The 21,247-nt window shown below is 66.2% G+C and carries 15 protein-coding genes; 8 read left to right on the top strand and 7 right to left on the bottom strand.

Translation table 11 applies throughout. The annotated features are described in order from the left end of the window. Nucleotides 1–102: 102 nt before the first annotated feature. The 3 genes from mksF to mksB are packed head-to-tail and all read right to left on the bottom strand — an operon-like array spanning nt 103 to nt 4,881. Nucleotides 103–2,937, bottom strand: coding sequence for an Mks condensin complex protein MksF (gene mksF, locus AC0Z2B_RS23995; RefSeq protein WP_473005355.1), 2,835 nt, complete (start codon nt 2,935–2,937; stop codon nt 103–105). After that, nucleotides 2,934–3,602, bottom strand: a complete 669-nt coding sequence (mksE, locus tag AC0Z2B_RS23990; RefSeq protein WP_476299889.1) for an Mks condensin complex protein MksE — start codon at nt 3,600–3,602, stop codon at nt 2,934–2,936. Before mksE ends, mksF begins: the two co-directional genes overlap by 4 nt. Continuing rightward, nucleotides 3,592–4,881, bottom strand: coding sequence for an Mks condensin complex protein MksB (mksB, locus tag AC0Z2B_RS23985; protein ID WP_476299887.1), 1,290 nt, complete (start codon nt 4,879–4,881; stop codon nt 3,592–3,594). Before mksB ends, mksE begins: the two co-directional genes overlap by 11 nt. A gap of 165 nt (nt 4,882–5,046) precedes the next feature. On the opposite strand from mksB, the gene AC0Z2B_RS23980 reads away from it, so the two are divergent. Together AC0Z2B_RS23980 and rimI are read left to right on the top strand one after the other, a co-directional pair. After that, nucleotides 5,047–5,826: an energy transducer TonB gene (locus AC0Z2B_RS23980; RefSeq protein ID WP_476299885.1), complete on the top strand. Its 780-nt coding sequence runs from the start codon at nt 5,047–5,049 to the stop codon at nt 5,824–5,826. After that, nucleotides 5,819–6,271 carry a ribosomal protein S18-alanine N-acetyltransferase gene (gene rimI / locus AC0Z2B_RS23975; RefSeq protein WP_027976748.1) on the top strand — a complete coding sequence of 151 codons (453 nt, stop codon included), beginning with the start codon at nt 5,819–5,821 and terminating at the stop codon, nt 6,269–6,271. The genes AC0Z2B_RS23980 and rimI overlap by 8 nt, the downstream gene beginning before the upstream one ends. A gap of 4 nt (nt 6,272–6,275) precedes the next feature. Here rimI and AC0Z2B_RS23970 read toward each other — a convergent pair whose 3' ends face one another. Continuing rightward, nucleotides 6,276–7,052, bottom strand: a complete 777-nt coding sequence (locus AC0Z2B_RS23970) for a TatD family hydrolase (protein WP_476299883.1) — start codon at nt 7,050–7,052, stop codon at nt 6,276–6,278. A gap of 3 nt (nt 7,053–7,055) precedes the next feature. Further along, nucleotides 7,056–8,051: a catabolite repressor/activator gene (gene cra, locus AC0Z2B_RS23965; protein ID WP_476299881.1), complete on the bottom strand. Its 996-nt coding sequence runs from the start codon at nt 8,049–8,051 to the stop codon at nt 7,056–7,058. 340 nt (nt 8,052–8,391) lie between these two features. Here cra and ptsP point away from each other — a divergent pair, with 340 nt between their 5' ends. The 6 genes from ptsP (at nt 8,392) to AC0Z2B_RS23935 (ending at nt 17,252) form a co-directional block, all read left to right on the top strand. Next, nucleotides 8,392–11,265 (top strand): phosphoenolpyruvate--protein phosphotransferase, encoded by a 2,874-nt coding sequence (ptsP, locus tag AC0Z2B_RS23960; protein WP_476299880.1) that lies wholly within the window; start codon nt 8,392–8,394, stop codon nt 11,263–11,265. Next, the gene (gene pfkB, locus AC0Z2B_RS23955; protein WP_476299878.1) at nt 11,265–12,206 is read left to right on the top strand and encodes a 1-phosphofructokinase; all 942 of its coding nucleotides are present in this window, start codon (nt 11,265–11,267) and stop codon (nt 12,204–12,206) included. Before ptsP ends, pfkB begins: the two co-directional genes overlap by 1 nt. A gap of 11 nt (nt 12,207–12,217) precedes the next feature. Further along, nucleotides 12,218–13,954, top strand: coding sequence for a PTS fructose-like transporter subunit IIB (locus AC0Z2B_RS23950; protein WP_476299876.1), 1,737 nt, complete (start codon nt 12,218–12,220; stop codon nt 13,952–13,954). Nucleotides 13,955–14,301: 347 nt separating this feature from the next. Continuing rightward, complete coding sequence (locus tag AC0Z2B_RS23945) at nt 14,302–14,778, top strand: type II toxin-antitoxin system PemK/MazF family toxin (protein ID WP_476299874.1); 477 nt, start codon at nt 14,302–14,304, stop codon at nt 14,776–14,778. Nucleotides 14,779–15,241: 463 nt separating this feature from the next. Beyond that, entirely contained in the window at nt 15,242–15,517 is a 276-nt protein-coding gene (locus AC0Z2B_RS23940; RefSeq protein ID WP_416422453.1) for a hypothetical protein, read from the top strand. Between the two features lie 181 nt (nt 15,518–15,698). Beyond that, nucleotides 15,699–17,252, top strand: coding sequence for an alkaline phosphatase D family protein (locus AC0Z2B_RS23935; protein WP_476299871.1), 1,554 nt, complete (start codon nt 15,699–15,701; stop codon nt 17,250–17,252). Between the two features lie 57 nt (nt 17,253–17,309). Here AC0Z2B_RS23935 and AC0Z2B_RS23930 read toward each other — a convergent pair whose 3' ends face one another. Together AC0Z2B_RS23930 and AC0Z2B_RS23925 are read right to left on the bottom strand one after the other, a co-directional pair. Continuing rightward, nucleotides 17,310–18,572 (bottom strand): hypothetical protein, encoded by a 1,263-nt coding sequence (locus AC0Z2B_RS23930; protein WP_476299870.1) that lies wholly within the window; start codon nt 18,570–18,572, stop codon nt 17,310–17,312. Nucleotides 18,573–18,767: 195 nt separating this feature from the next. Beyond that, a complete protein-coding gene (locus tag AC0Z2B_RS23925) occupies nt 18,768–21,140 on the bottom strand; it encodes a PepSY domain-containing protein (RefSeq protein WP_476299868.1) in 2,373 nt (790 codons plus the stop codon). Between the last annotated feature and the right edge of the window lie 107 nt (nt 21,141–21,247).

Here is a 21,247-nt window from a genome sequence, read left to right as displayed (position 1 = left end):
CCCCGTCGCAGCGGCCGCCAGGCCGCGTCCGCAGGCACCCCCTCAAAGGCACAAAAAAACCACCCAAGAGGGTGGTTTTTTTGTCATGCCATCAAGCTCACATCAGGCCGAAACCTCTTCAGCCTCATCATCCACGACCACCGCCTTCACCGCATCGTGACGACGGATGTACTTCCAGTCCGACTCATCGATGTAGATGCCGTTAGGCCCGCTACCGCCTTCCAGGTCGATGGCCACGTGGGCCGACACCTGCGGCTTCACGCTGGCCAGGATAGGCACGAAGCCCAGCTGCTGGCTGGTTTCCAGCAGCGCCGACTGGTTGCGTTCGTCGATGTCCGCCGCCTCGTCCAGGTAGTACGGCAGGCGAATGCGGCCAGCCAGGTCGCGGTCCATCAAGTGCAGCAACAGGTACATGTTGGTCAGCGCCTTGATGGTCATGGTGGTGCCGTTGGACGCCGCACCGTCGATATCGGTGTGTATCACCGGCTGGCCGTGCACCTTGGTGATCTCGAAGGCCAGTTCGAACAGGTCCTTGAGGCCCAGCTGGTTGTGGTTGGCGGCCACCAGGCGGGCCAGGTATTCCTTGGCCTCTTCGTTCTTGTTGTCCTGCTCGGCGCTCTGGCTGAGGTCGAACACCGACAACGTCTCGCCTTCCTCGTACTGCCCGGCGCTGTGGATAATCTGGTCGATGTGCTTGAGCGCTTCCTTGTTGGGGGCCAACACGATGCGGAAGCTCTGCAGGTTCGACACCTGGCGCTTGTTGATCTCGCGGTTGAACAGCGCCAGTTGGTGCTCGAGGCTGTCGTAGTCGCTACGGATGTTGCGCAGGGTCCGGGCAATGTCGGTAACGGCTGCGCGGCGGGCCTTGGCCAGGGTCAGGGCTTCTTCGCTGCGGTGGTCGTAGGCGTTGATCAGCAGTTGCAGGCGGCGCTCCATGTCGTCTTCGCTGTCGAACTTGGCCACGCCCTTCAGGCGCACTTGCGCGTACAGCGCCTCGATCTGACCGTCGACGCGCTGCAGGCCTTGCCAGCTGTCCTGATAGTCGTTGAGCAGCGGCAGCAGGTTGTCCATGGAGTCATCCACGGCTTCCATGAACGGCGTGCCGAACGGCAGGTCGGCAGGCAGCAGCTGGCGGCGGCGCAGGGCATCGTCCAGGGTGCGCTGCTTGGCTTCCATATCGGCGATCTGCCGGCCCACCAGTTGCAGCTTGGCCGACAGCTGTTGGACGCGCTCGGTGAAGGCATCGCTCGAACGCTTGAGCTCGTCCTGGGCGGCTTCCATCTGCGCCAGCTGTTCCAGCTTGTCGCCTTCCTCGGCGCCCAGGGTCTGGGCGCGGCGGAAGTCTTCCAGGGCTTTCTGGGCATCCAGCACCTGTTGGTACAGGGCCTCGGTCTGCTCCTTGCTGGCCGCGCGGTCGGAGGCCACGGCCTGCTGGGTCTTGAGCTGCTTGAGTTCTTTCTCCAGGCGCTCCTTCTGCTCGCGCAGGGCAGCGCGGTCGGCCAGGGCCTGCAGGGCAGGGGGCTCGATGTGCGACAGGTCGATGGAAATGCCCGGCACTTCGAAGCGCTCGCCCTTGAAGCTGTCGAGGATGGCTTCCAGGGATTTCACCCAGGCGTCGCTGTCATCCAGGGCAATGCCCTGCTCGCCCAGCGGCAGGCTGAACAGCGCGCTGTTGAACAGGCGCATCAGGCGTTCCACGTCCTGCTGCGAGAACTCTTCACGCAGGCGGGCGTAGCTGTTGTTGTCGGCGTGGTCCAGTTGCTGACGCACCGACTTCAGGCGTTTCTCCAGGTCGCGCAGGCGCTCTTCCAGGTCTTCGGCGCTGAACTGACGGGACTGCGCCAGGGCACCGGCGAGCTCGTCGTGGGCGTCCTTGGCGGCCAGCAGTTGCTGCTCCAGCACCTTCACGTCGTCCACCAGGGCAAAGCGGTGTTTGAGCACCGACAGCTCGCCCAGCCAGCGCTGCACGCCGGTGATCTCGCGTTCCAGGCGCATCAGCTCCTGGGTGCCGCCGCGCTGGTTGTTCTGCAGCGAGTCCTGCTCCTTGCGGTAGTGCTCGGCCTGGATGACCAGCTCTTCCTTGCGCGCGCCAGAGTAGTCCTGCCAGGTGCCCAGCAGCGAATCCAGCACCGGCGAGATGCGGTGCAGCTTGCCGCGCAGGATGTCGCGCTGCCGCACGCCGTTGGCCAGGGCCTCGACCAGCGGGCCGGCGGACACCAGCGAGTTGTAGTCCTGCTCCATGCGGCGTACGTCGCGGAAGGCTTCTTCGCACGCGGCGATGTAGTCCACGCTGCCCGAACGCAGGCTGTGCTCGAAGGCATCGAGGAACAGCTGCTTGAGCTTGGCCGCGGTAATTTCACGCATGTGCAGCAGGTTGATGAACAGCGCGCGGAAGGTCTTCAGGCTCTGCTCGCTGGTGGAACGCAGCGGAATCAGGGTCAGGTCCAGCGGCACCGAGGTGTGGCCGCCCACCAGCAAGCGCCGCAGTTCGTCAGGCTTGAGCTCGTAGGCTTTCAGGCCATTGCGCTCCAGGTTGCTGAACAGCTCTTTCTGGCGCAGGCAGGTGTCGTTCTTCTGGTAGTGGGCCAGGTCCAGCTCGCCCTTGTAGGCAAAGAACTGGTGGCCGAAGCCGCCACCCGGGCCGCGGCCGACCACGCCAATTACGTGGGGGCCGTGGGGCAGCGACACTTCGCAGAGGATGTAGCTGGTGTCACTGGCAAAGTAGAAGCGCCGCGACTGTTCCAGGCTGTACTTGCCGAAGCTCATGTCCGACATGCGCGCCAGAATCGGGAACTGCAGCGCGTTGATCGAGGCTGACTTGCCCAGGTTGTTGGCACCGTACACCGACAGCGGGTTTTCCAGCGGGAACAGGCCCAGGCTGTAGCCGGCGGTGTTCAGCAGGGCGAAGCGGCGGATGCCGTAGCGTTCCTGGCTCATGCGTCGATCTCCTGTTCTTCGGCGATGGCGCGTGCCAGCGCATCTTCTTCCGACTCTTCGTCGTCGATGACAATGATGTCGTCGTCATCCACCAGCACCGGGGTCGGCAACGGCAGGTCGCTGTGCAGGCTGGCTGCCAGGTTGCGGTCCTGCTGCACCGACAGGCACACGTCGAGGAAACGGTGCATCGGCGGCAGGAAACGGTACACGCCGTTCTCCTCGCCGGCGAAGCCCAGCTGGGTCATGCGCCGCATGATCTTCTCTTCCAGCTCTTCCGGGGTCTGCACCTCGGCCTGCAGGAACAGGTCACGGTATTTTTCCAGCAGCGAAGGCAGCTCGTCGCGGCCAATGCTGCCGCCGTCGAGTACGGCCATGGGGTCGCGGCCCTGGTCGGCCAGGTGTTCTACCAGGATGAAGGTGAACAGCGACAGGCGCTGGGCGGTCTTGTTGACCTGCGTGGCCGCCTGCTCGGGCACGAAGTAATAGAAGCCGCGGGTGTCGCACACCAGGTCGAAGCCCAGGGCGCGGAACAGGCCGCGGTACTGGTCCTGCAGGTTGGACAGCTGCGCGTACAGCTCCGGGTCCCGGCGGCTGATGTGGAAGCCCTTGTACAGCTCGCGAAAGATCGGCGCCAGCTGGGACATTTCGGACAGATCAAGATTCATGTGCAGTGCTCGCAGAGGGTTCCAGCGGGGCCGCCAACGGCGTGTCGGCGCTGGAAAGCAGGGCGAAGGAGCGCAGGCTGACGCGGTGCTCCAGGGTGTGATATTCGCGGCGCTCCAGGCGCTCGCGGGCAAAGCGCTTGTCCCGCGACAGGCGCGAGAACCAATACAGCAGCTCGTCGGTGGCGCCCTCGGGTTCCTGCTCCAGCAGCCACACCATCAGGTCGGGCAGCGGCAGGGCGTCTTCGCAGCGGTCGAGCATTTCCTTGACCGTGCGCGGCGCCTTGGGCGCCTCGCCGTCGCGCACCTTGTGCGCCTTGGGGAACTGCGCCGGCTTGGCCTCGAAGCGCGCCAGGGCGTACACGTAGGCTTCCACCTGGCTGGCACTGCCGAGGAAGGTGCTCTGCGGCCGGGTGAACATCGGCATGGCCGCCTGGGGCACGGCGTCCAGGCCCTTGCGGCGAATGGCCGACAGGGCCAGCGCCGCGCCGCGGGTCACGGCGTTGTGCCGGCGTGCTTCTTCACGCAGCGGCAGCAGCAGCTCGCGCGCATGGCGCAGGGTCAGCTGGGCGCGGGTCTGCATTTCCAGGATACGCGCGTGGGTGCGCAGCAACATGTCGTCGTCCACCAGGTGGCCCAGGCGCTGCTGCTCGGTGAGCATGCGCAGCAGCACGTTCTCCACCTTGCGCACGCCCTGCTCGAACGCGCCATCGGCGTTCACCAGCTGGATCATCGGCTCCACGTACTCGTCCCAGGTGGCCAGCACCTCGGCGTAGCGTTGGCGCAGCGGGATCTGCCGGTCGCTGGTCTTGGCGCGCTCGGCCACGGCCACCAGGGCCTGCTCGTCGTTGTCGAGCTTCTTCAGCACGTCGCGGATACGCATGTCCAGCAGGCGCAGCTGGCGGGCCAGGTCGTTGCCATCGCGAATGTCGAAGGCGTCCTGAATGTGCCCGGCCAGACGCTCCAGATGGCGCAGGTAGGCCTCGATCTCCAGGCACAGGCCCAGCCGGTGCTCACGGCGCAGGTAGGCGAGGAAGTCGTGGATCTGGGCGTTGAGCTCGAAACGGTTCGGGCTCTTGGCCACGGGCACCAGGATGTCCAGGCGGATCCACACGTCCAGCACCGCGGTAATGTCCTGCGGCGTGGCGTCCAGTTGCTGGGCGGCGACCTGCTGGCGAAGTTCGCTCAGGCTCAGCGTGCCCTGGTCAAAATGGGCGCACAGCGGTTCCAGCAAGGCCCAGTGTTCGGCGAGTGCGCGCAAGACGCGCTTGGGTTCGATCATTGGATGGCCGACTCGTTGCCAAATAAAAGCGCCGATTGTACTGCATCAATCGCCCGATCATTGAGCCCCTGATCGACTTGGCGGCGCTTTGTGCGCATCAACTGCGGCGCGGCGCACAGAACGGCGGTAGAATTGGCGTTTAACTTATCCACAGATGGCCGCGCTTTGTTGATCGAATCCAGTCGCCGCGCTTATTTGGCCGCCATGCAAGTGGTGCAATGGCTGCCGCGTACCGAATTGCCGTTCGCCGCGCCGTCGCGCCCCGAGTTGCTGGCGCCGCCTGCGCCCATCGAGCCGCTTGTCGTCGAGCAGCCGCCAGCCGGCGCCGCCGTGGCCCGCGCGCCGGAGCGGCCGAAAGTCGAGCGTCCGAAAATAGAAGTGCCGCGGCCCACGGCCAAGGCCGTCAGCAAGCCGGTGGCCGAGCCCGAAGCCGCGCCCGTGGCGCCCAAGGTGGTGCAGGCGCCGCCGCCGCGCTTCGCCCTGCAGCTGCTGCGCGCCGGTGCCTGCCTGATCCTGGTGGAGCTGCCAACCGGCGAGCCGTTCCAGAGCCGCGACCCGGCCTACCTGCTGCTCAAGGACATGCTGCGCGCCGCCGGCCTGCCCGACGCCCCGCAGATCATCGGCGAGCCGGTGCGCTGGCCGCTGCTGGTGCGCGGCAACCTCGACCAGGGCCCGGAAGCGGCGCGTGATTTCGTCCAGGGCTTCGTCCTGGCACGCCTGGAAGACGCCCCCTGCACCTGCCTGTGGCTGGTGGGCCTGCCGGCCGTGCGTTTCGCCGGCGAGGCCGCTGCCGAAGATTATTACCGTGAGTTACAGGTGGAAGGGCTGGGCAGCGCCTGGTGCCTGCCGGGCCTGGAACTGTTGATGGACGAGCCGCACCGCAAGGCGGACGTCTGGAAAGCCATGCGCCAACTGATGGCGCGCTGGAAACCGAACAATGAGTGATGCCGTAACCTTCCGCCGCATGACCGAGGCGGACCTTGAAGCCGTCCTGAAGATCGAATACGCCGCCTACAGCCACCCCTGGACCCGCGGCATTTTCCTCGACGGGCTGAAGTCCTACGAGATCTGGCTGATGTTCGAGGGTGAACAGCAGGTCGGCCACGGCGTGATCAACGTGATCATCGACGAGGCGCACCTGCTCAACATCACCGTCAAGCCCGAAAGCCAGGGCCGCGGCCTGGGCCTGCGCCTGCTGGAACGGCTGATGAGCCGCGCCTACGAGATGAACGGCCGCGAGTGCTTCCTGGAAGTGCGCGACAGCAACCGTTCGGCCTACCGCCTGTACGAGCGCTTCGGTTTCAACGAGATTGGCCGTCGCCGTGATTACTATCCGATTGCCGGTGGCCGCGAAGACGCGCTGGTGATGGCCTGCACCCTGTTCGAATAACGCCCTACCAGTTGAACAGCGCGCAGGCGTTGGCCGTGCTGGCCGCGCCCAGCGCCTGCAGCTCCACCCCCATCAGTTCGGCCAGCACCTGGGCAATCCGTGGCAGGTGCTCGGGGCTGTTGCGCTGGCCGGCGAACATCACCGGCGCCATGTCCGGCGCGTCGGTCTCCAGCACCACGGCTTCCAGCGGCAGGCGCGCCACGGTCTTGCGCAGCTTGGCGGCCTGAGGCCAGGTGGCCGCGCCGCCCAGGCCCAGCTTGAAGCCCAGCTTCATGTATTCCCGCGCTTCTTCGTAGCTGCCGGCAAAGGCATGGATAATGCCGCCGCGTTTGAGCTTGAAGCGCTTGAGCGTGGCGATTACCGCCGCATGGCTGCGGCGCACGTGCAGCAACACCGGCAACTCGAACTCGGCCGCCAGGGCTAGTTGGGCTTCGAACAGCACTTGCTGGCGGTCGCGGTCCAGGTCCTCAAGGAAATAGTCCAGGCCGAACTCGCCCACCGCGCACAACTGGCGGTGGCCCGCCAGGCGCGCCAGCCAGTCGCGCAGCGCCTGCACATGGGCGGGTGAATGCTCGTCCAGGTAGACGGGGTGCAGGCCCAGGGCGGCATACAGCTGCCCGTCGCCTTGCACCAGGTCCCACACGCGCTGCCAGTTGGCCTGGTGCACGCCCAGCACCACCATGCGCTCCACGCCAAGGGCGCGGGCGTTGGCCAGCAGGGCAGGGCGATCGACGTCGAAATCCGGGAAATCCAGATGCGTGTGGGTGTCGATCAGCCCCATGGTTCAGGCCTCGAAGATGCGCTGCTTGAAGGTACGGGCGATGGCGTGCACGCCGGGCCGGTACTCGTTGCGCTCCACTGCCGCCAGCGCCAGTTCCAGCGCGGTGCTGGCGATCAGGTCGTGCTGCTGGCCCATGGCGTTTATGGGCAGGGGCAGGAAGTCCAGCAGCTGGGTGTCGCCGAAGGTGGCCAGGTGCAGCGACGGGAACTCGGCCTGGTGCCCTTGCAACACGTCGAACACCCCTTGCAGCAGCACGTAGGAGGTGGTCACCAGCGCTTCGGGCAGGTGCCCCAGTTGCTCGATCAGTTCCAACATCGACTGGCGGCCGCACTCACGGCTGAACGACTCGCCCTCGGCCACCAGCACCTTGCCCTTGAAGCCTTCCACCGCCTGGTGGAAACCGGCGGCCCGCTCGCGGCTGATGCTCAGTTCGGGGCGTGCGGCAATCAGGGCGATGTCCTTGGGCGCCGGGCGCAGGATGCTGCTGGTCAGTTGCAGGGCGGCGTTGCGGTCGTCGCTGACCACCGAGCAGAATTGGCTTTCGTCCAGCACCCGGTCGATGGCCACTACCGGCATGCCTTTGTCCTGCAACTCCAGGTAGCTGGTGTCGCCGGGCGGCAGGCAACTGGCGACGAACAGCGCGTCGCAGCGGCGGGCCTTGAACAGCTGCTGCAATTGCAGCTCGCTGGCCGGCTCGTCGTCGGAACTGGCGATCAGCAGCTGGTAGCCATGCTCGCGCGCGCGTTTTTCCAGGCGCTTGGCAATGCGTGCGTAACTGGGGTTTTCCAGGTCGGGGAGGATAAAGCCCAGGGTGCGGGTGTGGCGGCTGCGCAGGCCGGCGGCCTGGGGGTTGGGCGTGAAGCCGTGCTCTTGCACCACCGCCTGCACGCGTTCGACCGTGGTCTTGCTGATGCGCTGCTGTTGCGCCTTGCCGTTGATCACATAGCTGGCGGTGGTCACCGACACTCCGGCGAGGCGGGCAATATCACTGAGTTTCAACCGAGTATTCCTTGTTATACGGCGCGCTAAACGCGCAGGCCTACGCATTTTTCACGATCATGAGGCGCGGTGGCAGCCGACCAATGTCGCAGCGCCACCGTCAGTTGGGCTTCAATGCCTGAAGATTATCGGGTAACGTGCCTGTCATTCTAGGTTAAACGATTCAGCTTGGACGTTTTCTGCCGAAAATTTTTCTGTCGGACCGGTCAGGTTATGGTTCGTGGAATACCAGCTGATGGGCGTCAACCAGCCAGGGGCTGACCAGGCCGTGATTTCGGCCCTATGCTGAACCCTTAAAACAAGACTTCTGCATCCGCCGGATGCCGCAAAGGAGATTGGCATGCTCGAGCTCACTATAGAGCAGATATCCATGGGCCAGACGGCGGTGGATAAACCCGCCGCCCTGCACCTGCTGGCCGAAAAACTGGTGGCTGATGGCCTGGTTGCCGAGGGCTACCTGGCCGGCTTGCAAGCCCGTGAAGCTCAGGGCTCGACCTTCCTGGGGCAGGGCATCGCCATTCCCCACGGCACCCCCGACACCCGCGACCTGGTGCACGCCACCGGCGTGCGCCTGCTGCAGTTCCCCGACGGCGTGGACTGGGGCGACGGCCAGATCGTCTACCTGGCCATCGGCATCGCCGCCAAGTCCGACGAACACCTGCGCCTGCTGCAACTGCTGACCCGTGCCCTGGGCGAGACCGACCTGGGCCAGGCGCTGCGCCGCGCCAGCAGCCCCGAAGCGCTGCTGAAACTGCTGCAGGGCGCGCCGCAAGAGCTGGCGCTGGACGCGCAGATGATCAGCCTCAGCGTGGCCGCCGAAGACTTCGAAGAACTGGTGTGGCGCGGCGCGCGCCTGCTGCGCCAGGCCGACTGCGTCAGCAACGGCTTCGCCGCTATTCTGCAGCAGGTCGAGGCGCTGCCCCTGGGCGATGGCCTGTGGTGGCTGCACAGCGAGCAGACGGTGAAAAAGCCCGGCCTGGCCTTCGTTACCCCGCAACAACCGCTGCGCTACCTGGGCCAGCCGCTGACCGGGCTGTTCTGCCTGGCCAGCCTGGGCGAGGCCCACCAGGCGCTGCTGGAACGCCTGTGCGCCCTGCTGATCGAAGGCCGTGGCCAGGAACTGGGCCGCGCCACCAGCACCCGCGCGGTGCTGGAAGTGCTGGGTGGCGAGCTGCCGGCCGACTGGCCCAGCGCGCGCATCGGCCTGCCCAACGCCCATGGCCTGCACGCGCGCCCGGCGAAAGAGCTGGCGCAACTGGCCAAGAGCTTTGACGGCGAGATTCGCCTGCGCGTGGTCGACAGCCACGAGCCGGCCGTGTCGGCGAAAAGCCTGAGCAAGCTGCTGAGCCTGGGCGCCCGTCGAGGCCAGGTGCTGGAGTTCATCGCCGAACCGAGCATTGCCGACGACGCCCTGCCAGCGCTGCTGGCCGCGGTGGAAGGTGGCCTGGGCGAGGAAGTCGAGCCGCTGCCGCTGGTGGTGGAAACCACGGTGGTGCAGGTCGAAGAAGTGGCGGTCATCACCCCCAAGGTGCAGGCGCCGGTGGCCGGCCAGCAGATCAACGGCATCGCCGCCGCGCCGGGCATTGCCATGGGCCCGGCCCATGTGCACGTGCTGCAGACGTTCGATTACCCGCTGCGCGGTGAGTCCCATGACATTGAGCACCAGCGCCTGCAAGGCGCGCTGGTGCAGGTGCGCGAAGACATCGAAGGCCTGATCCGCCGCAGCCCGGCCAAGGCCATCCGCGAGATCTTCGTCACCCACCAGGAAATGCTCGACGACCCGGCCCTGACCGACGAAGTGGCCGGCCGCCTCAAGCAGGGCGAAAGCGCCCCCGCCGCCTGGATCAGCGTGATCGAAGCCGCCGCCGTGCAGCAGGAAAGCCTGGCCGACGCGCTGCTGGCCGAGCGCGCCGCCGACCTGCGCGACATTGGCCGCCGGGTGCTGGCGCAGCTGTGTGGCGTGGCCAGCCTCGACGAGCCAAGCCAACCCTACATCCTGGTGATGGATGAAGTTGGCCCCTCGGACGTGGCCCGCCTGGACCCGGCCCGCGTGGCCGGCATCCTCACCGCCCGTGGCGGCGCCACCGCCCACAGCGCCATCGTCGCCCGCGCGCTGGGCATCCCGGCCATCGTCGGTGCCGGCGACGCCGTGTTGCTGCTGAAGCCTGGCTGCCCGCTGCTGCTCGACGGCCAGCGCGGCCAACTCATCGTCGACCCCAGCGACGAGGTGCGCCAACAGGCCATCGAAGAACGTGAACAGCGCGCCCGCCGCCAGGAAGCCGCCAACGCCCGCCGCCTGGAAACCGCGGTCACCCGCGACGGCCACGCGGTGGAGGTGTTCGCCAACATCGGTGAAAGCGCCGGCGTGAAGGCTGCCGTGGAGCAGGGCGCCGAAGGCGTCGGCCTGCTGCGCACCGAGCTGATTTTCATGGCCCACGCCCAGGCCCCCGACGAGGCCGTGCAGGAAGCCGAATACCGCCGCGTGCTCGACGGCCTGGCCGGCCGGCCGCTGGTGGTGCGCACCCTCGACGTGGGCGGTGACAAACCGCTGCCGTACTGGCCGATTGCTAAGGAAGAAAACCCCTTCCTCGGCGTGCGCGGCATCCGCCTGACCCTGCAACGCCCCGACGTGATGGAAAGCCAGTTGCGCGCGCTGTTGCGCGCCGCCGACAACCGCCCGCTGCGCATCATGTTCCCCATGGTCGGCAGCGTCGACGAGTGGCGCCAGGCCCGCGACATGACCGAGCGCCTGCGCCTGGAAATTCCGGTGGCCGACCTGCAACTGGGCATCATGATCGAGGTGCCGTCTGCGGCGCTGCTGGCGCCGGTGCTGGCCAAGGAAGTGGACTTCTTCAGCGTCGGCACCAACGACCTGACCCAGTACACGCTGGCCATCGACCGTGGCCACCCGACCTTGTCGGCCCAGGCCGACGGCCTGCACCCGGCGGTGCTGCAACTGATCGACATCACCGTGCGGGCCGCCCACGCCCATGGCAAATGGGTGGGCATCTGCGGCGAACTGGCCGCCGACCCCGTGGCTGTGCCGCTGCTGGTGGGCCTGGGCGTGGATGAATTGAGTGTCTCGGCGCGCAGCATTGCCGAGGTGAAGGCCGGGGTCCGCGAGCTGACCCTGAGCGAAGCGAAAGGCCTGGCGCAGACCGCGCTGGGCCTGGGCAGCGCCCTGGAAGTGCGCGCCCTGGTGGAGAACGCCTGATGGCCAAGATTCTGACCCTCACCCTGAACCCGGCGCTGGACCTGACCGTGGAGCTCAACAGCCTGCTGGTGGGCGACGTCAACCGCAGCACCGCCATGCACAGCCACGCCGCCGGCAAGGGCGTCAACGTTGCCCAGGTGCTGGCCGATCTGGGCCATGAACTGACCGTGGCCGGTTTCCTCGGCCAGGACAATGCCCTGCCGTTCGAGGCGCTGTTCAAGGTCCGGGGCTTTACCGACGAGTTCATCCGCGTGCCGGGCGAGACCCGCAGCAACATCAAGCTGGCCGAAAGCGGCGGGCGCATCACCGACCTCAATGGCCCCGGCGCGTTCGTCGACGACGACGCCCAGGCCGCGCTGCTGGCGCGCCTGGTGCAAATCGCCCCTGGCCACGATGCCGTGGTGGTTGCTGGTAGCCTGCCGCGGGGCATCAGCGCCCAGTGGCTGCAGGCGTTGCTGGAAAAACTGGTGGGCATGGGCCTGAAAGTGGCCCTGGACACCAGCGGTGCCGCCCTGCGCGCCGGCCTGGCCACCCAGCCGTGGCTGATCAAACCCAACACCGACGAGCTCAGCGAAGTGTTCGGCGAGCGCATCGACACCCCGGCGCAACAAGCCGCCGTGGCCAAGCGCCTGCTGGCCCAGGGCATCGCCAACGTGGTCATCTCCCAGGGCGCTTTGGGCGTCACCTGGTTCAGCGCCCAGCCCACCCTGCAAGCGTTGCCGCCCACCGTCGACATCGCCAGCACCGTGGGCGCCGGCGACTCCTTGCTGGCCGGCATGGTGCATGGCCTGCTCAGCGGCAGCACGCCTGAGCAAGCCCTGTGCACCGCCACGGCCATCGCCGCCATGGCGGTCAGCCAGATCGGTTTCGGCATCAGTGACCACGCCCTGCTGGCGCGGCTCGAAAGCGGCGTCTGCGTACGCACGCTGACAGAACAATAAGAGGGATTGCGATGAAACTTGCCATTGTCACGGCCTGCCCCAGCGGCCGCGTCTCCAGCGTGCTCAGCGCCCGCCTGCTCGATGCCGTGGCCCAGCGCCAGGGGTGGAGCACCAGCGTCGAAGTGCATGACCCGCAACACCCGGAAAACAAACTTTCGCCGGCAGCCATCGAAGCCGCCGACTGGGTGCTGGTGGTCAACACCGGGCCCATCGACCTGAGCCGCTTCGTCGGCAAGCGCCTGTTCCAGAGCACGCCTGCCGCCGCCTTGCAGGACGCCGACGGCTTCCTGCGCCAGGCCGCTGAACAGGCCCGCGTGCATGAGGCGCAAGCGCCGGTGGCCACGGCCGCCGTAGCCAGCGACCGCGCCCCGCGCCTGGTCGCCATTACCGCCTGCCCAACGGGCGTTGCGCACACCTTCATGGCCGCCGAGGCCCTGCAGACTGCCGCCAAGCAGAAGGGCTACGACCTGCAGGTCGAAACCCAGGGCTCGGTAGGCGCGCGCAACCCGCTCAGCGCCGCTGCTATCCAGGACGCCGACGTGGTGCTGCTGGCCGCCGACATTGACGTGGCCACCGAGCGTTTCGCCGGCAAGCGCATCTACCGTTGCGGCACCGGCATCGCCCTCAAGCAGGCCGCGTCCATCCTCGACAAGGCCCTGGCCGAAGGCAAGCCCGAGTCGGCAGCGGCCGCGGGCAACGCCGCCCCGGCGAAGCAGGAAAAGACTGGCGCCTACAAGCACCTGCTCACCGGCGTGTCGTACATGCTGCCCATGGTGGTGGCGGGTGGCCTGATGATCGCCCTGTCGTTCGTGTTCGGCATCACCGCGTTCAAGGAGCCTGGCACCCTGGCCGCCGCCCTGATGCAGATCGGCGGTGACAGCGCCTTCAAGCTGATGGTGCCGCTGCTGGCGGGCTACATCGCCTATTCCATCGCCGACCGCCCGGGCCTGGCCCCGGGCATGATCGGTGGCCTGCTGGCCAGCACCCTGGGCGCAGGCTTCATCGGTGGCATCGTCGCCGGCTTCATCGCCGGCTACGCGGCCAAGGCCATCAACCGCTACGCGCGGCTGCCAGCCAGCCTGGAGGCGCTGAAACCGATCCTGATCATCCCGCTGCTGGCCAGCCTGTTCACCGGCCTGGTGATGATCTACGTGGTAGGCAAGCCGGTGGCCGGCATGCTCGAAGCGCTCACCCACTTCCTCGACAGCATGGGCACCACCAACGCCATCCTGCTGGGCGTGCTGCTGGGCGGCATGATGTGCGTCGACCTGGGCGGGCCGATCAACAAGGCCGCCTACGCCTTCTCGGTGGGCCTGCTGGCCTCGCAAAGCTACGCGCCCATGGCCGCCACCATGGCCGCCGGCATGGTGCCGCCTATCGGCCTGGGCATCGCCACCTTCCTGGCCCGACGCAAATTCGCCCAAAGCGAGCGCGAAGCCGGCAAGGCGGCGCTGGTGCTGGGCCTGTGCTTCATCTCCGAGGGCGCCATCCCCTTTGCCGCCAAGGACCCGCTGCGCGTCATCCCCGCCAGCATCGCCGGCGGCGCGCTCACCGGTGCGCTGTCCATGTACTTCGGCTGCAAACTCATGGCGCCCCACGGTGGCCTCTTCGTGATGCTCATCCCCAACGCCATCAACCATGCGTTGCTGTACCTGCTGGCGATCATCGCTGGCGCGGTGGTGACGGCGGTGGTGTATGCGGTGATCAAGAAGGCCGAAGTGGTGGAGCTGACGGCCGAGCCGGCGTAAAGGCCGCGCCCCAGGGCGTCGCGCAATGATCGGGCACCCTGCAAACCGCGGACGCAGCCTGCGGCAGCTGCTACGGGTCCAAGGGACGTCCTGTAGCAGCGGCCGCAAGGCCGCGTCCGAGGGCCCCGCGCAACGATCAGGCACCCTGTCAGACCCCACGGAACCCGGGCTGTAGGACTTTTCCCAAGTTGCTTTTAGGGGCTTGTTGGTCCTGCCAGGCAGGAGGATATTGCCCGCCGGCATCCGAGCGACTCAAGGCACGCCAATTATTGGATCTCCATTCGCCCACCTCAGCGTTATGGTTGTGCCTGCGGTAGATGTCGACTTCACCAAAATGGACATCACCTATGGCTCTCACTTACACACCTAAAGTTGGCGAGGTCCTGGAATGCGATTTCGGGGAGTTCCTTCAGCCGCCAATTCATCCGATCTACAACGGGCTGATTCCACCAGAAATCCGCAAGCGGCGCATGGTAGTGGTGCTAAACGGGCGCCTCCCCAACGGCTGTGTATTGGTGGTGCCCATATCCTCCAAAGAAAATAAAAACGCGGCGGATCGTGGCATTCACTTATTCCTGCCAACCGATCTGTTCCCGGTAACAGGTTTTTACGATAAGCGCGATCGGTGGGCCTTGGCCGAGTGCATCACGCATGTCTCCAAGGACCGTCTTAACCGGATCAAGGAGCGTGGCATGCCCATGGCTACGTATTTGCCTAGGGAACAGGTTGCCAAGATTCAAAAGGCGATCATCAAGACCATCAGTGCAGCCGGGCTCCTCGGGCCTTCGCACCCGCCAGAGATGGCGCCTGGGTCGATTGATTGACTTGTGATGCGGTGGTTGCTAAAGTCCCCGCATTGGCCTTTGAGCCCTTTGCTTCACCTAGTGCGTTTAACGCCTAGAAAAAACCCGCCTTTTGGCGGGTTTTTTCGTTTAGGGCTGTCGAGCACAATTCCGTAGCAGCGGCCGCCAGGCCGCGTCCAAGCGCCCCGCGCAACGATCAGGCACCCTGTCAGACCCCACGGAACCCGGGTTGTAGGACATTTCCCAAGTTGCTTTTTGGGGGTTGTCGATGCCTCCAAACAGGGGGATATTGCCCTCCGTCATCCACACGGATGGCCGGGTTTGACAGCTCGAATCCCTATCTACTATTTCCATGCACGTAGCGGTAGCTGTGCGCGGGGCGCCCATATGTGCGCGCCGTAGGGTGGTAGATACTTCGGTCTGTCAACCCGCGCACAGCCACCACCCATTTCGGGCGTGGCCCACTTTTTCAACGGAATGTCCCATGTCTGACTTTTTACCCTGCGACAGCAACTGCACCTCCAACCCCGTCCTGTTCATCGACGCCGATGCGCCCATGGCCGACCTGTTCCAGTTCGCCGACGCCCGCGTGCGCGCCGTGCGTGACATGCTCAAGAGCCTGTCCTGCATGGGCTACCGCTCCCTGGACGACGATGACCTGAGCCACTTCGCCACCGGCTGCGCGCTGCTGCTGGAAAACGGCTGCGACGCCCTGAACGTCTACGGCCAACGCCTGCAGCGTGGGCAAGCAGCGCTTTAATCACACGCCGCACCGCCCTGTATTTCCCGCTCGAACCAGCTGGCTTCACCTTCTGCAAACACATTGATGGGAAACGCCTTGCTCCCCAGGCACGGTCAGGTCGTGCCCGCAGTGTTGTCACACCCCGTTCACGCGCATGCGCTCTACTGAGCCCTTTTCCGCGAACAGGGAGCCGCGCGCCATGACCGATTTCACCTTCCCCCGCCGCCGTCTGCTGCAAGTGGCTGGCGCCGGCCTGCTGTTGCCGGGCCTGGCGCCCGCCGTGATCGCTTCGGTGAAGGACCGCCCGCAGCTCACCGACGGCGTGCAGTCCGGTGACCTGCTGGGCGACAGGGCCATGGTGTGGAGCCGCAGCGACCGGCCGGCGCGCATGGTGGTGGAGTGGGACACGCGCAGCGTGTTCAGCAACCCGCGCCGCTTCGTCTCGGCGCTGGCCGACGCGCGCACCGACTTCACCGCGCGCGTGGAGCTGAGCGGGCTGCCGGTGGACCAGGCGATTTTCTACCGCGTCACCTTCGAAGACGCCCAGACCGGCGTGGCCAGCGAGCCTTGGTTCGGCCACCTGCGCAGCGCGCCCAGCCAGCGCCGCGACATCCGCTTCGTGTGGAGCGGCGACACGGTAGGGCAGGGCTTTGGCATCAACCCGGACATCGGCGGCATGCGCATCTACGAGGCCATGCGCCTGCGCCTGCCGGACTTCTTCATCCACAGCGGCGACACCATCTACGCCGACAGCCCGGTGCCGGCGCAGCTGACGGTGGAAGGCGGGCGCATCTGGCGCAACATCACCACCGAGGCCAAGAGCAAGGTGGCCGAGACCCTGGACGAATACCGCGGCAACTACCGCTACAACCTGCTGGATGAAAACCTGCGCCGCTTCAACGCCGAGGTGCCGCAGATCTGGCAGTGGGACGACCACGAGGTGATCAACAACTGGTCGCCCAGCAAGCAACTGGACGAGCGCTACCAGACCCGCGACATCAACGTGCTGGTGAGCCGCGCGCGCCAGGCGTGGCTGGAGTATTCACCCATGCGCCGCCAGCAGGCCGACAACGGCGGGCGCATCTACCGCAAGCTCAGCTACGGGCCGCTGCTGGACGTGTTCGTGCTGGACATGCGCAGCTACCGCGGCGGCAACAGCGCCAACCTGCAGGCGCAGATGAGCGCCGACAGCGCCTTCATGGGCCGCGCGCAGCTGGACTGGTTGAAGCAGCAGTTGAAGGCCTCCACCGCCCAGTGGAAGGTGGTGGCGGCTGACATGCCCATCGGCCTGGGCGTGCCGGACGGCGAGGTGAGCCCGGGCGTGGAACGCTGGGAAGCCATTGCCAACAACGACCCGGGTGCGCCGAAGGGCCGCGAGCTGGAAATGGCCGAGCTGCTGGCGTTCCTGCGCGACAACAAGGTGCGCAACCATGTGTGGCTGACGGCGGACGTGCACTACTGCGCGGCCCACCACTACCACCCCGACCGCGCGGCGTTCCAGGATTTCGAACCGTTCTGGGAGTTCGTTGCCGGGCCCCTGAATGCCGGGGCGTTCGGGCCCAATGCGCTGGACAAGACCTTCGGCCCCGAGGTGGTGTTCCAGAAGGCGCCGCCTTCGCAGAACAGCTCGCCGTTTGCCGGCTTCCAGTTCTTTGGCGAGGTGGGCATTGAAGGGCAGAGCGGGGAGTTGACGGTGACCTTGCGCGATCTGGATGGCGTGGCGGTATTCGCGCAGAAGTTGCAGCCGGTGTAACGGCCGGACGCTGCCTGGTGGCCGCTGCTACGGGGATCGGTGTAGCAGCGGCCACTGTCAACGGGCAACGACTTTGAACAGCGTTGGGCCCAAGCCTGCAAAGTAAGCGTCTGCGGTGGCTGCCGTCACCTTGGGCTCAGTGACGTAGATGTTGGGTAAGTCATAGGGAACGAGGCTACGGCCCAGCTCGCCGAAGCCGGCATCCTGTTCACACTCGCGTGACACGCGGTTCAGGTAAACGTGCCCCTCGGTCACCCTGTTATAGCCCCACGTCATCAGGCGATAGCCTTGGCCTTGGCCCGAGGACGCAGCGCCAAACCATACGCTGTGGCGTGGGAAGGTCCACAAAGAGCCGTTATTGAACAGCGGGTCTGGGGTGCCATTGGCCGTGTAGCCGCGCACCGCACCCGCGTAATCGACGCGAGAACCCACTACTTTCAGCGTGTCATCCTCGTCCAGTATCACATCATAGATGTTTGGCACCTCGTCGGCGGGCAGCGCGACCATGTTGGTATCAGTGGTGCCGAACGAGTAATCCTTTGACCCGTCAACATTGAGCCGCACGATAAAGTCTTCGTCGGTGTCAGGGGTAAGGGGGCGTCTTCGGCGCACATACAGCACTGGCTTGCCGGCGTTTGTCCCGCTGGTTTGCACGAACAGGCGGGCAGGTGTGTTGCCAATGCGTTCCTGTCCGGCAAGATCGATCACGGTATAGCCCTTGCCATCAAAACCAGTGTCGAGTTCCCCTTCACTGGTCAGGCACACCACCACAGACAACTGCAACGTTTCGTTCCAGTGGGCAGCGTATGCGACAAACAATCGGCCGCCAGCAGCCGCGGTAAACATCTGTCCAGCCGGGTACCCAGGGACATCGGGTGATGGGGCCCCTTGCGCAGGCGCCAGTTTCAACCGCTCGAAGGGGATGGCGACACGCCCTGCTTCGCCAAACGTGGGATCAGGCAGGCCGTTTTCCAGATAGCGGTCGAGCGTCAGGTGAGTAACATTTTCACTGATGATAATGGCTGAGTTGCCTTGCAACAGAAGCCCGGCACTGCTTGAACTGCGGGGGGCGTCGTTGTAGACGTAGCCTTTTCCCCCTGCATACGTAAGGTCTTGTACACCGGCGGCACTGTATTTGATCAAGAATGCCCCATAGGTGGCCATGCTGTTGCAGAGCACGTACACGTGGCCTTCCTCCGTGCAGTTCACGGCTTTGATGTTGGGAAGCGGTATGGCGGCAAGGTTGATGGTCAATTGCCCAGCTGACGCGAAGCCGGGGTCCAGGTCGCCTGCCTGGTGAAGTTCGTGGGTTACCTTCATGGGTGATGCTCCAGTCAATGAAGGCTAGATTGGACGCCCCTGCTCCTAACGCGTCTACTGTAAGAACTGACAGTAGCAACCGGCACAGGCAGGCACCGCGTCACGGCCGGACGCGGCCTGGCGGCCGCTGCTACGGGGATTGGTGTAACGTTCGGATCGATCTCTGTAGCAGCGGCCGCATGGCCGCGTCTGGGCTCAATACACGTCCCGCCGGTAACGCCCCTGCTCGCTCAACGACTCCACCGTCGCCTCGCCCAGCACCTCGCGCAGCGCGTCATCCACGCCGCCCGCCATGCCCTGGAGGCTGCCGCACACGTAGATCAACGCGCCCTCGGCCACCCACTCGCGCACCTCGCGGGCCTGCTCGCGCAGGCGGTCCTGCACGTAGATTTTCCTGGCCTGGTCGCGCGAAAACGCCAGGTCCAGGCGCTGCAGCTCGCCGCTGGCCAGCCAGCCTTGCAGCTCGTCGTGGCAGAGGAAGTCATGCGCCGCGTTGCGCTCGCCGAAGATAAGCCAGTTGCGCGTGCGGCCCTTGGCCGCCCGCGCCTTGAGCAGGCTGCGCAACCCCGCAATGCCGGTGCCGTTGCCGATGAGGATGACCGGCGCGGCGTCGCGCGGGGCATGGAAGCCCGCGTTGCGGCGTAGGTGCAGGCTGATGGCCGCGCCCACGGGCGCATGCTCGGTGAGCCAGCCCGAGCCCAGGCCCAGGCTGCCGTCGGGGTGGCGCTCCTGGCGCACGATCAGTTCCAGGCGGCCGTCGGCGGGCAGCGAGGCGATGGAGTATTCCCGTGCCTGGGTCTGCAGCGGCACGTCGGTGCTCAGGCGCGGCATCACTTCCACCAGGTCGCCGGCTTCCCAGCTGTGTGGCGCCGGCGGCGTCAGGCCCAGCAGGTACACCGGTGCGCCCTGGCTGCCCGGGTTGAGCAGGCGGCGCTCGCTCAGGGTCCACTCTTCATACAGCGGCGCCTGCCAGGCCATGATCGGCTGGGCGCCGGTGAGCTGGCCCAGTTGCTCCTGCCAGTGCTGCAGCGCCTGCGCATCGCCGCTGTCCACTTCCACCGGGGCGAATGCGTGGCGTGCGCCGCTCGCGTCCAGCCATTGCTGCAGGCGCTGGCCGAAGCCGCAGAAGTGCTGGTACTGACGGTCACCCAGGGCCAGCAGGGCGTAGTTCAATTGCGCCAGCGACCCGCCCTGGCCGAGCACCTTGCGCTCGAAACCACGGGCGCTGTCCGGCGCCTCGCCGTCGCCGAAAGTGCTGACCACGAACAGCGCGTTGCTGGCCTGGCGCAGGTCCTGCTCGCCTAGGCGTGCCAGCGGTTCCACGCGCACGGCAATGCCTGCGGCCTGCAACTGGCCGGCGCTCTGCCAGGCCAGCTGCTCGGCGAAACCGCTCTGGCTGGCGAAGCCGATCAGCCAGGCGTCGCTTTGCCCGGTGCCGGGCTCCAGGCCCTGGCGTGCAGCGCGCACCTGGCGTTTCTTGCGGCGCCGGTCCAGGTACAGCAGCCAGCCGGTGACGAAGAACAGCGGCATGGTCAGCGCGGCCAGGGTGTTCAAAATACGCCCGGCCAGGCCGAAATAGCTGCCCACGTGCAGGGCATACACGCTGTCCAGGAGCTGACCACCCAGGGCCTTGTCGGCGAAGCGCTCGTGGCGGCGCACCTTGCCGGTCATGGGCTCGATGGTCATGCTGTTGAACGCCCGCTCATGGGGGGCGTCCTTGAGCAGGTAGAACACCGTCACCGGCTGGCCCTGGGGCGCCAGGCGCAGGTTGTAGGCGCTCAGCTGCGGGCCGGCCTCGTTGCGGATGCTGTCCCACACCGCGTCATAGTTGATGTCCACCGGGCCGCTGGGCGGCATCGGGCGCTGCATGCGGCCGCCGCGCTGCTGGCCCTTGGGCGCGTCGCCAAGCATGGCGGTGAGGCCTTCGCGCACCCAGTCATAGGACCAGAACAGCCCGGTCACCGACAGCAGGAGGTAGAAGAACAGCACCCAGGTGCCGGCCACCGCGTGCAGGTCCCAATTGAACGCGCGGCCCTTCTTGGCCCAGTCCAAGGTCAGCCAGGCACGCCAGTTCAGCGCCTGGCGTGGCCAGCGCAGGTACAGCCCGGACAGGCAGAAGAACACCAGAATCAGCGTGCACGCCCCGGTGATGTTCTTGCCCACCTCGCCCATGGCCAGGAAGCGGTGCAGTTGCAGGGTGAAGCCGAAGAAGCCTTCGCCGGTGACCTTGCCCAGCAGCTCGCCGGTGTAGGCGTTGAAGTAGCGCAGCTCGCCGCGGCGCTCGCCCGGCGGCGGGCTGAAGAACACCCGCGAGGCCAGGCCGGTGTCGGTCTCCACCCACAGCGCGGCGATCGATTTGCCCTGGGCCGCCGATAGCCTGGGCACCAGCACTGCGGGCGGCAGCACGCCGCTGTCCTGTACCTGCACCTTGAGGGTGGTGGGGTTCAGCGCCTGCATTATTTCGTCCTGGAAGGACACCATCGCGCCGGTCACGCCCATCAGGGCCAGGATCAGGCCTGCCGTGATGCCGAAAAACCAGTGCACTTGAAACAGTGTTTTCTTCAACACCTTAATTCACCTTGCCAGATCAGGCGTGCAGTATGCCGCATCAGTTGCGAACACGTCTCAAACACGCAAAAGCCCCGCTCAACCAGTGAGCGGGGCTTGCGGGCACT

The organism is Pseudomonas sp. GYB4201 (genome assembly GCF_056312595.1).
Note: the sequence above shows the minus strand (reverse complement) of the source record. Positions and strands in the feature narration are given on the sequence as shown.

What these genes read in the sequence shown, in the direction of transcription:
- AC0Z2B_RS23940 (WP_416422453.1), top strand. Translation starts at nt 15,242, where the DNA reads ATGTCTGACTTTTTACCCTGCGACAGCAACTGCACCTCCAACCCCGTC.
- mksF (WP_473005355.1), bottom strand. Translation starts at nt 2,937, where the DNA reads ATGAGCCAGGAACGCTACGGCATCCGCCGCTTCGCCCTGCTGAACACC.
- AC0Z2B_RS23950 (WP_476299876.1), top strand. Translation starts at nt 12,218, where the DNA reads ATGAAACTTGCCATTGTCACGGCCTGCCCCAGCGGCCGCGTCTCCAGC.
- pfkB (WP_476299878.1), top strand. Translation starts at nt 11,265, where the DNA reads ATGGCCAAGATTCTGACCCTCACCCTGAACCCGGCGCTGGACCTGACC.
- ptsP (WP_476299880.1), top strand. Translation starts at nt 8,392, where the DNA reads ATGCTCGAGCTCACTATAGAGCAGATATCCATGGGCCAGACGGCGGTG.
- mksE (WP_476299889.1), bottom strand. Translation starts at nt 3,602, where the DNA reads ATGAATCTTGATCTGTCCGAAATGTCCCAGCTGGCGCCGATCTTTCGC.
- AC0Z2B_RS23970 (WP_476299883.1), bottom strand. Translation starts at nt 7,052, where the DNA reads ATGGGGCTGATCGACACCCACACGCATCTGGATTTCCCGGATTTCGAC.
- AC0Z2B_RS23935 (WP_476299871.1), top strand. Translation starts at nt 15,699, where the DNA reads ATGACCGATTTCACCTTCCCCCGCCGCCGTCTGCTGCAAGTGGCTGGC.
- rimI (WP_027976748.1), top strand. Translation starts at nt 5,819, where the DNA reads ATGAGTGATGCCGTAACCTTCCGCCGCATGACCGAGGCGGACCTTGAA.
- AC0Z2B_RS23945 (WP_476299874.1), top strand. Translation starts at nt 14,302, where the DNA reads ATGGCTCTCACTTACACACCTAAAGTTGGCGAGGTCCTGGAATGCGAT.
- mksB (WP_476299887.1), bottom strand. Translation starts at nt 4,881, where the DNA reads ATGATCGAACCCAAGCGCGTCTTGCGCGCACTCGCCGAACACTGGGCC.
- AC0Z2B_RS23930 (WP_476299870.1), bottom strand. Translation starts at nt 18,572, where the DNA reads ATGAAGGTAACCCACGAACTTCACCAGGCAGGCGACCTGGACCCCGGC.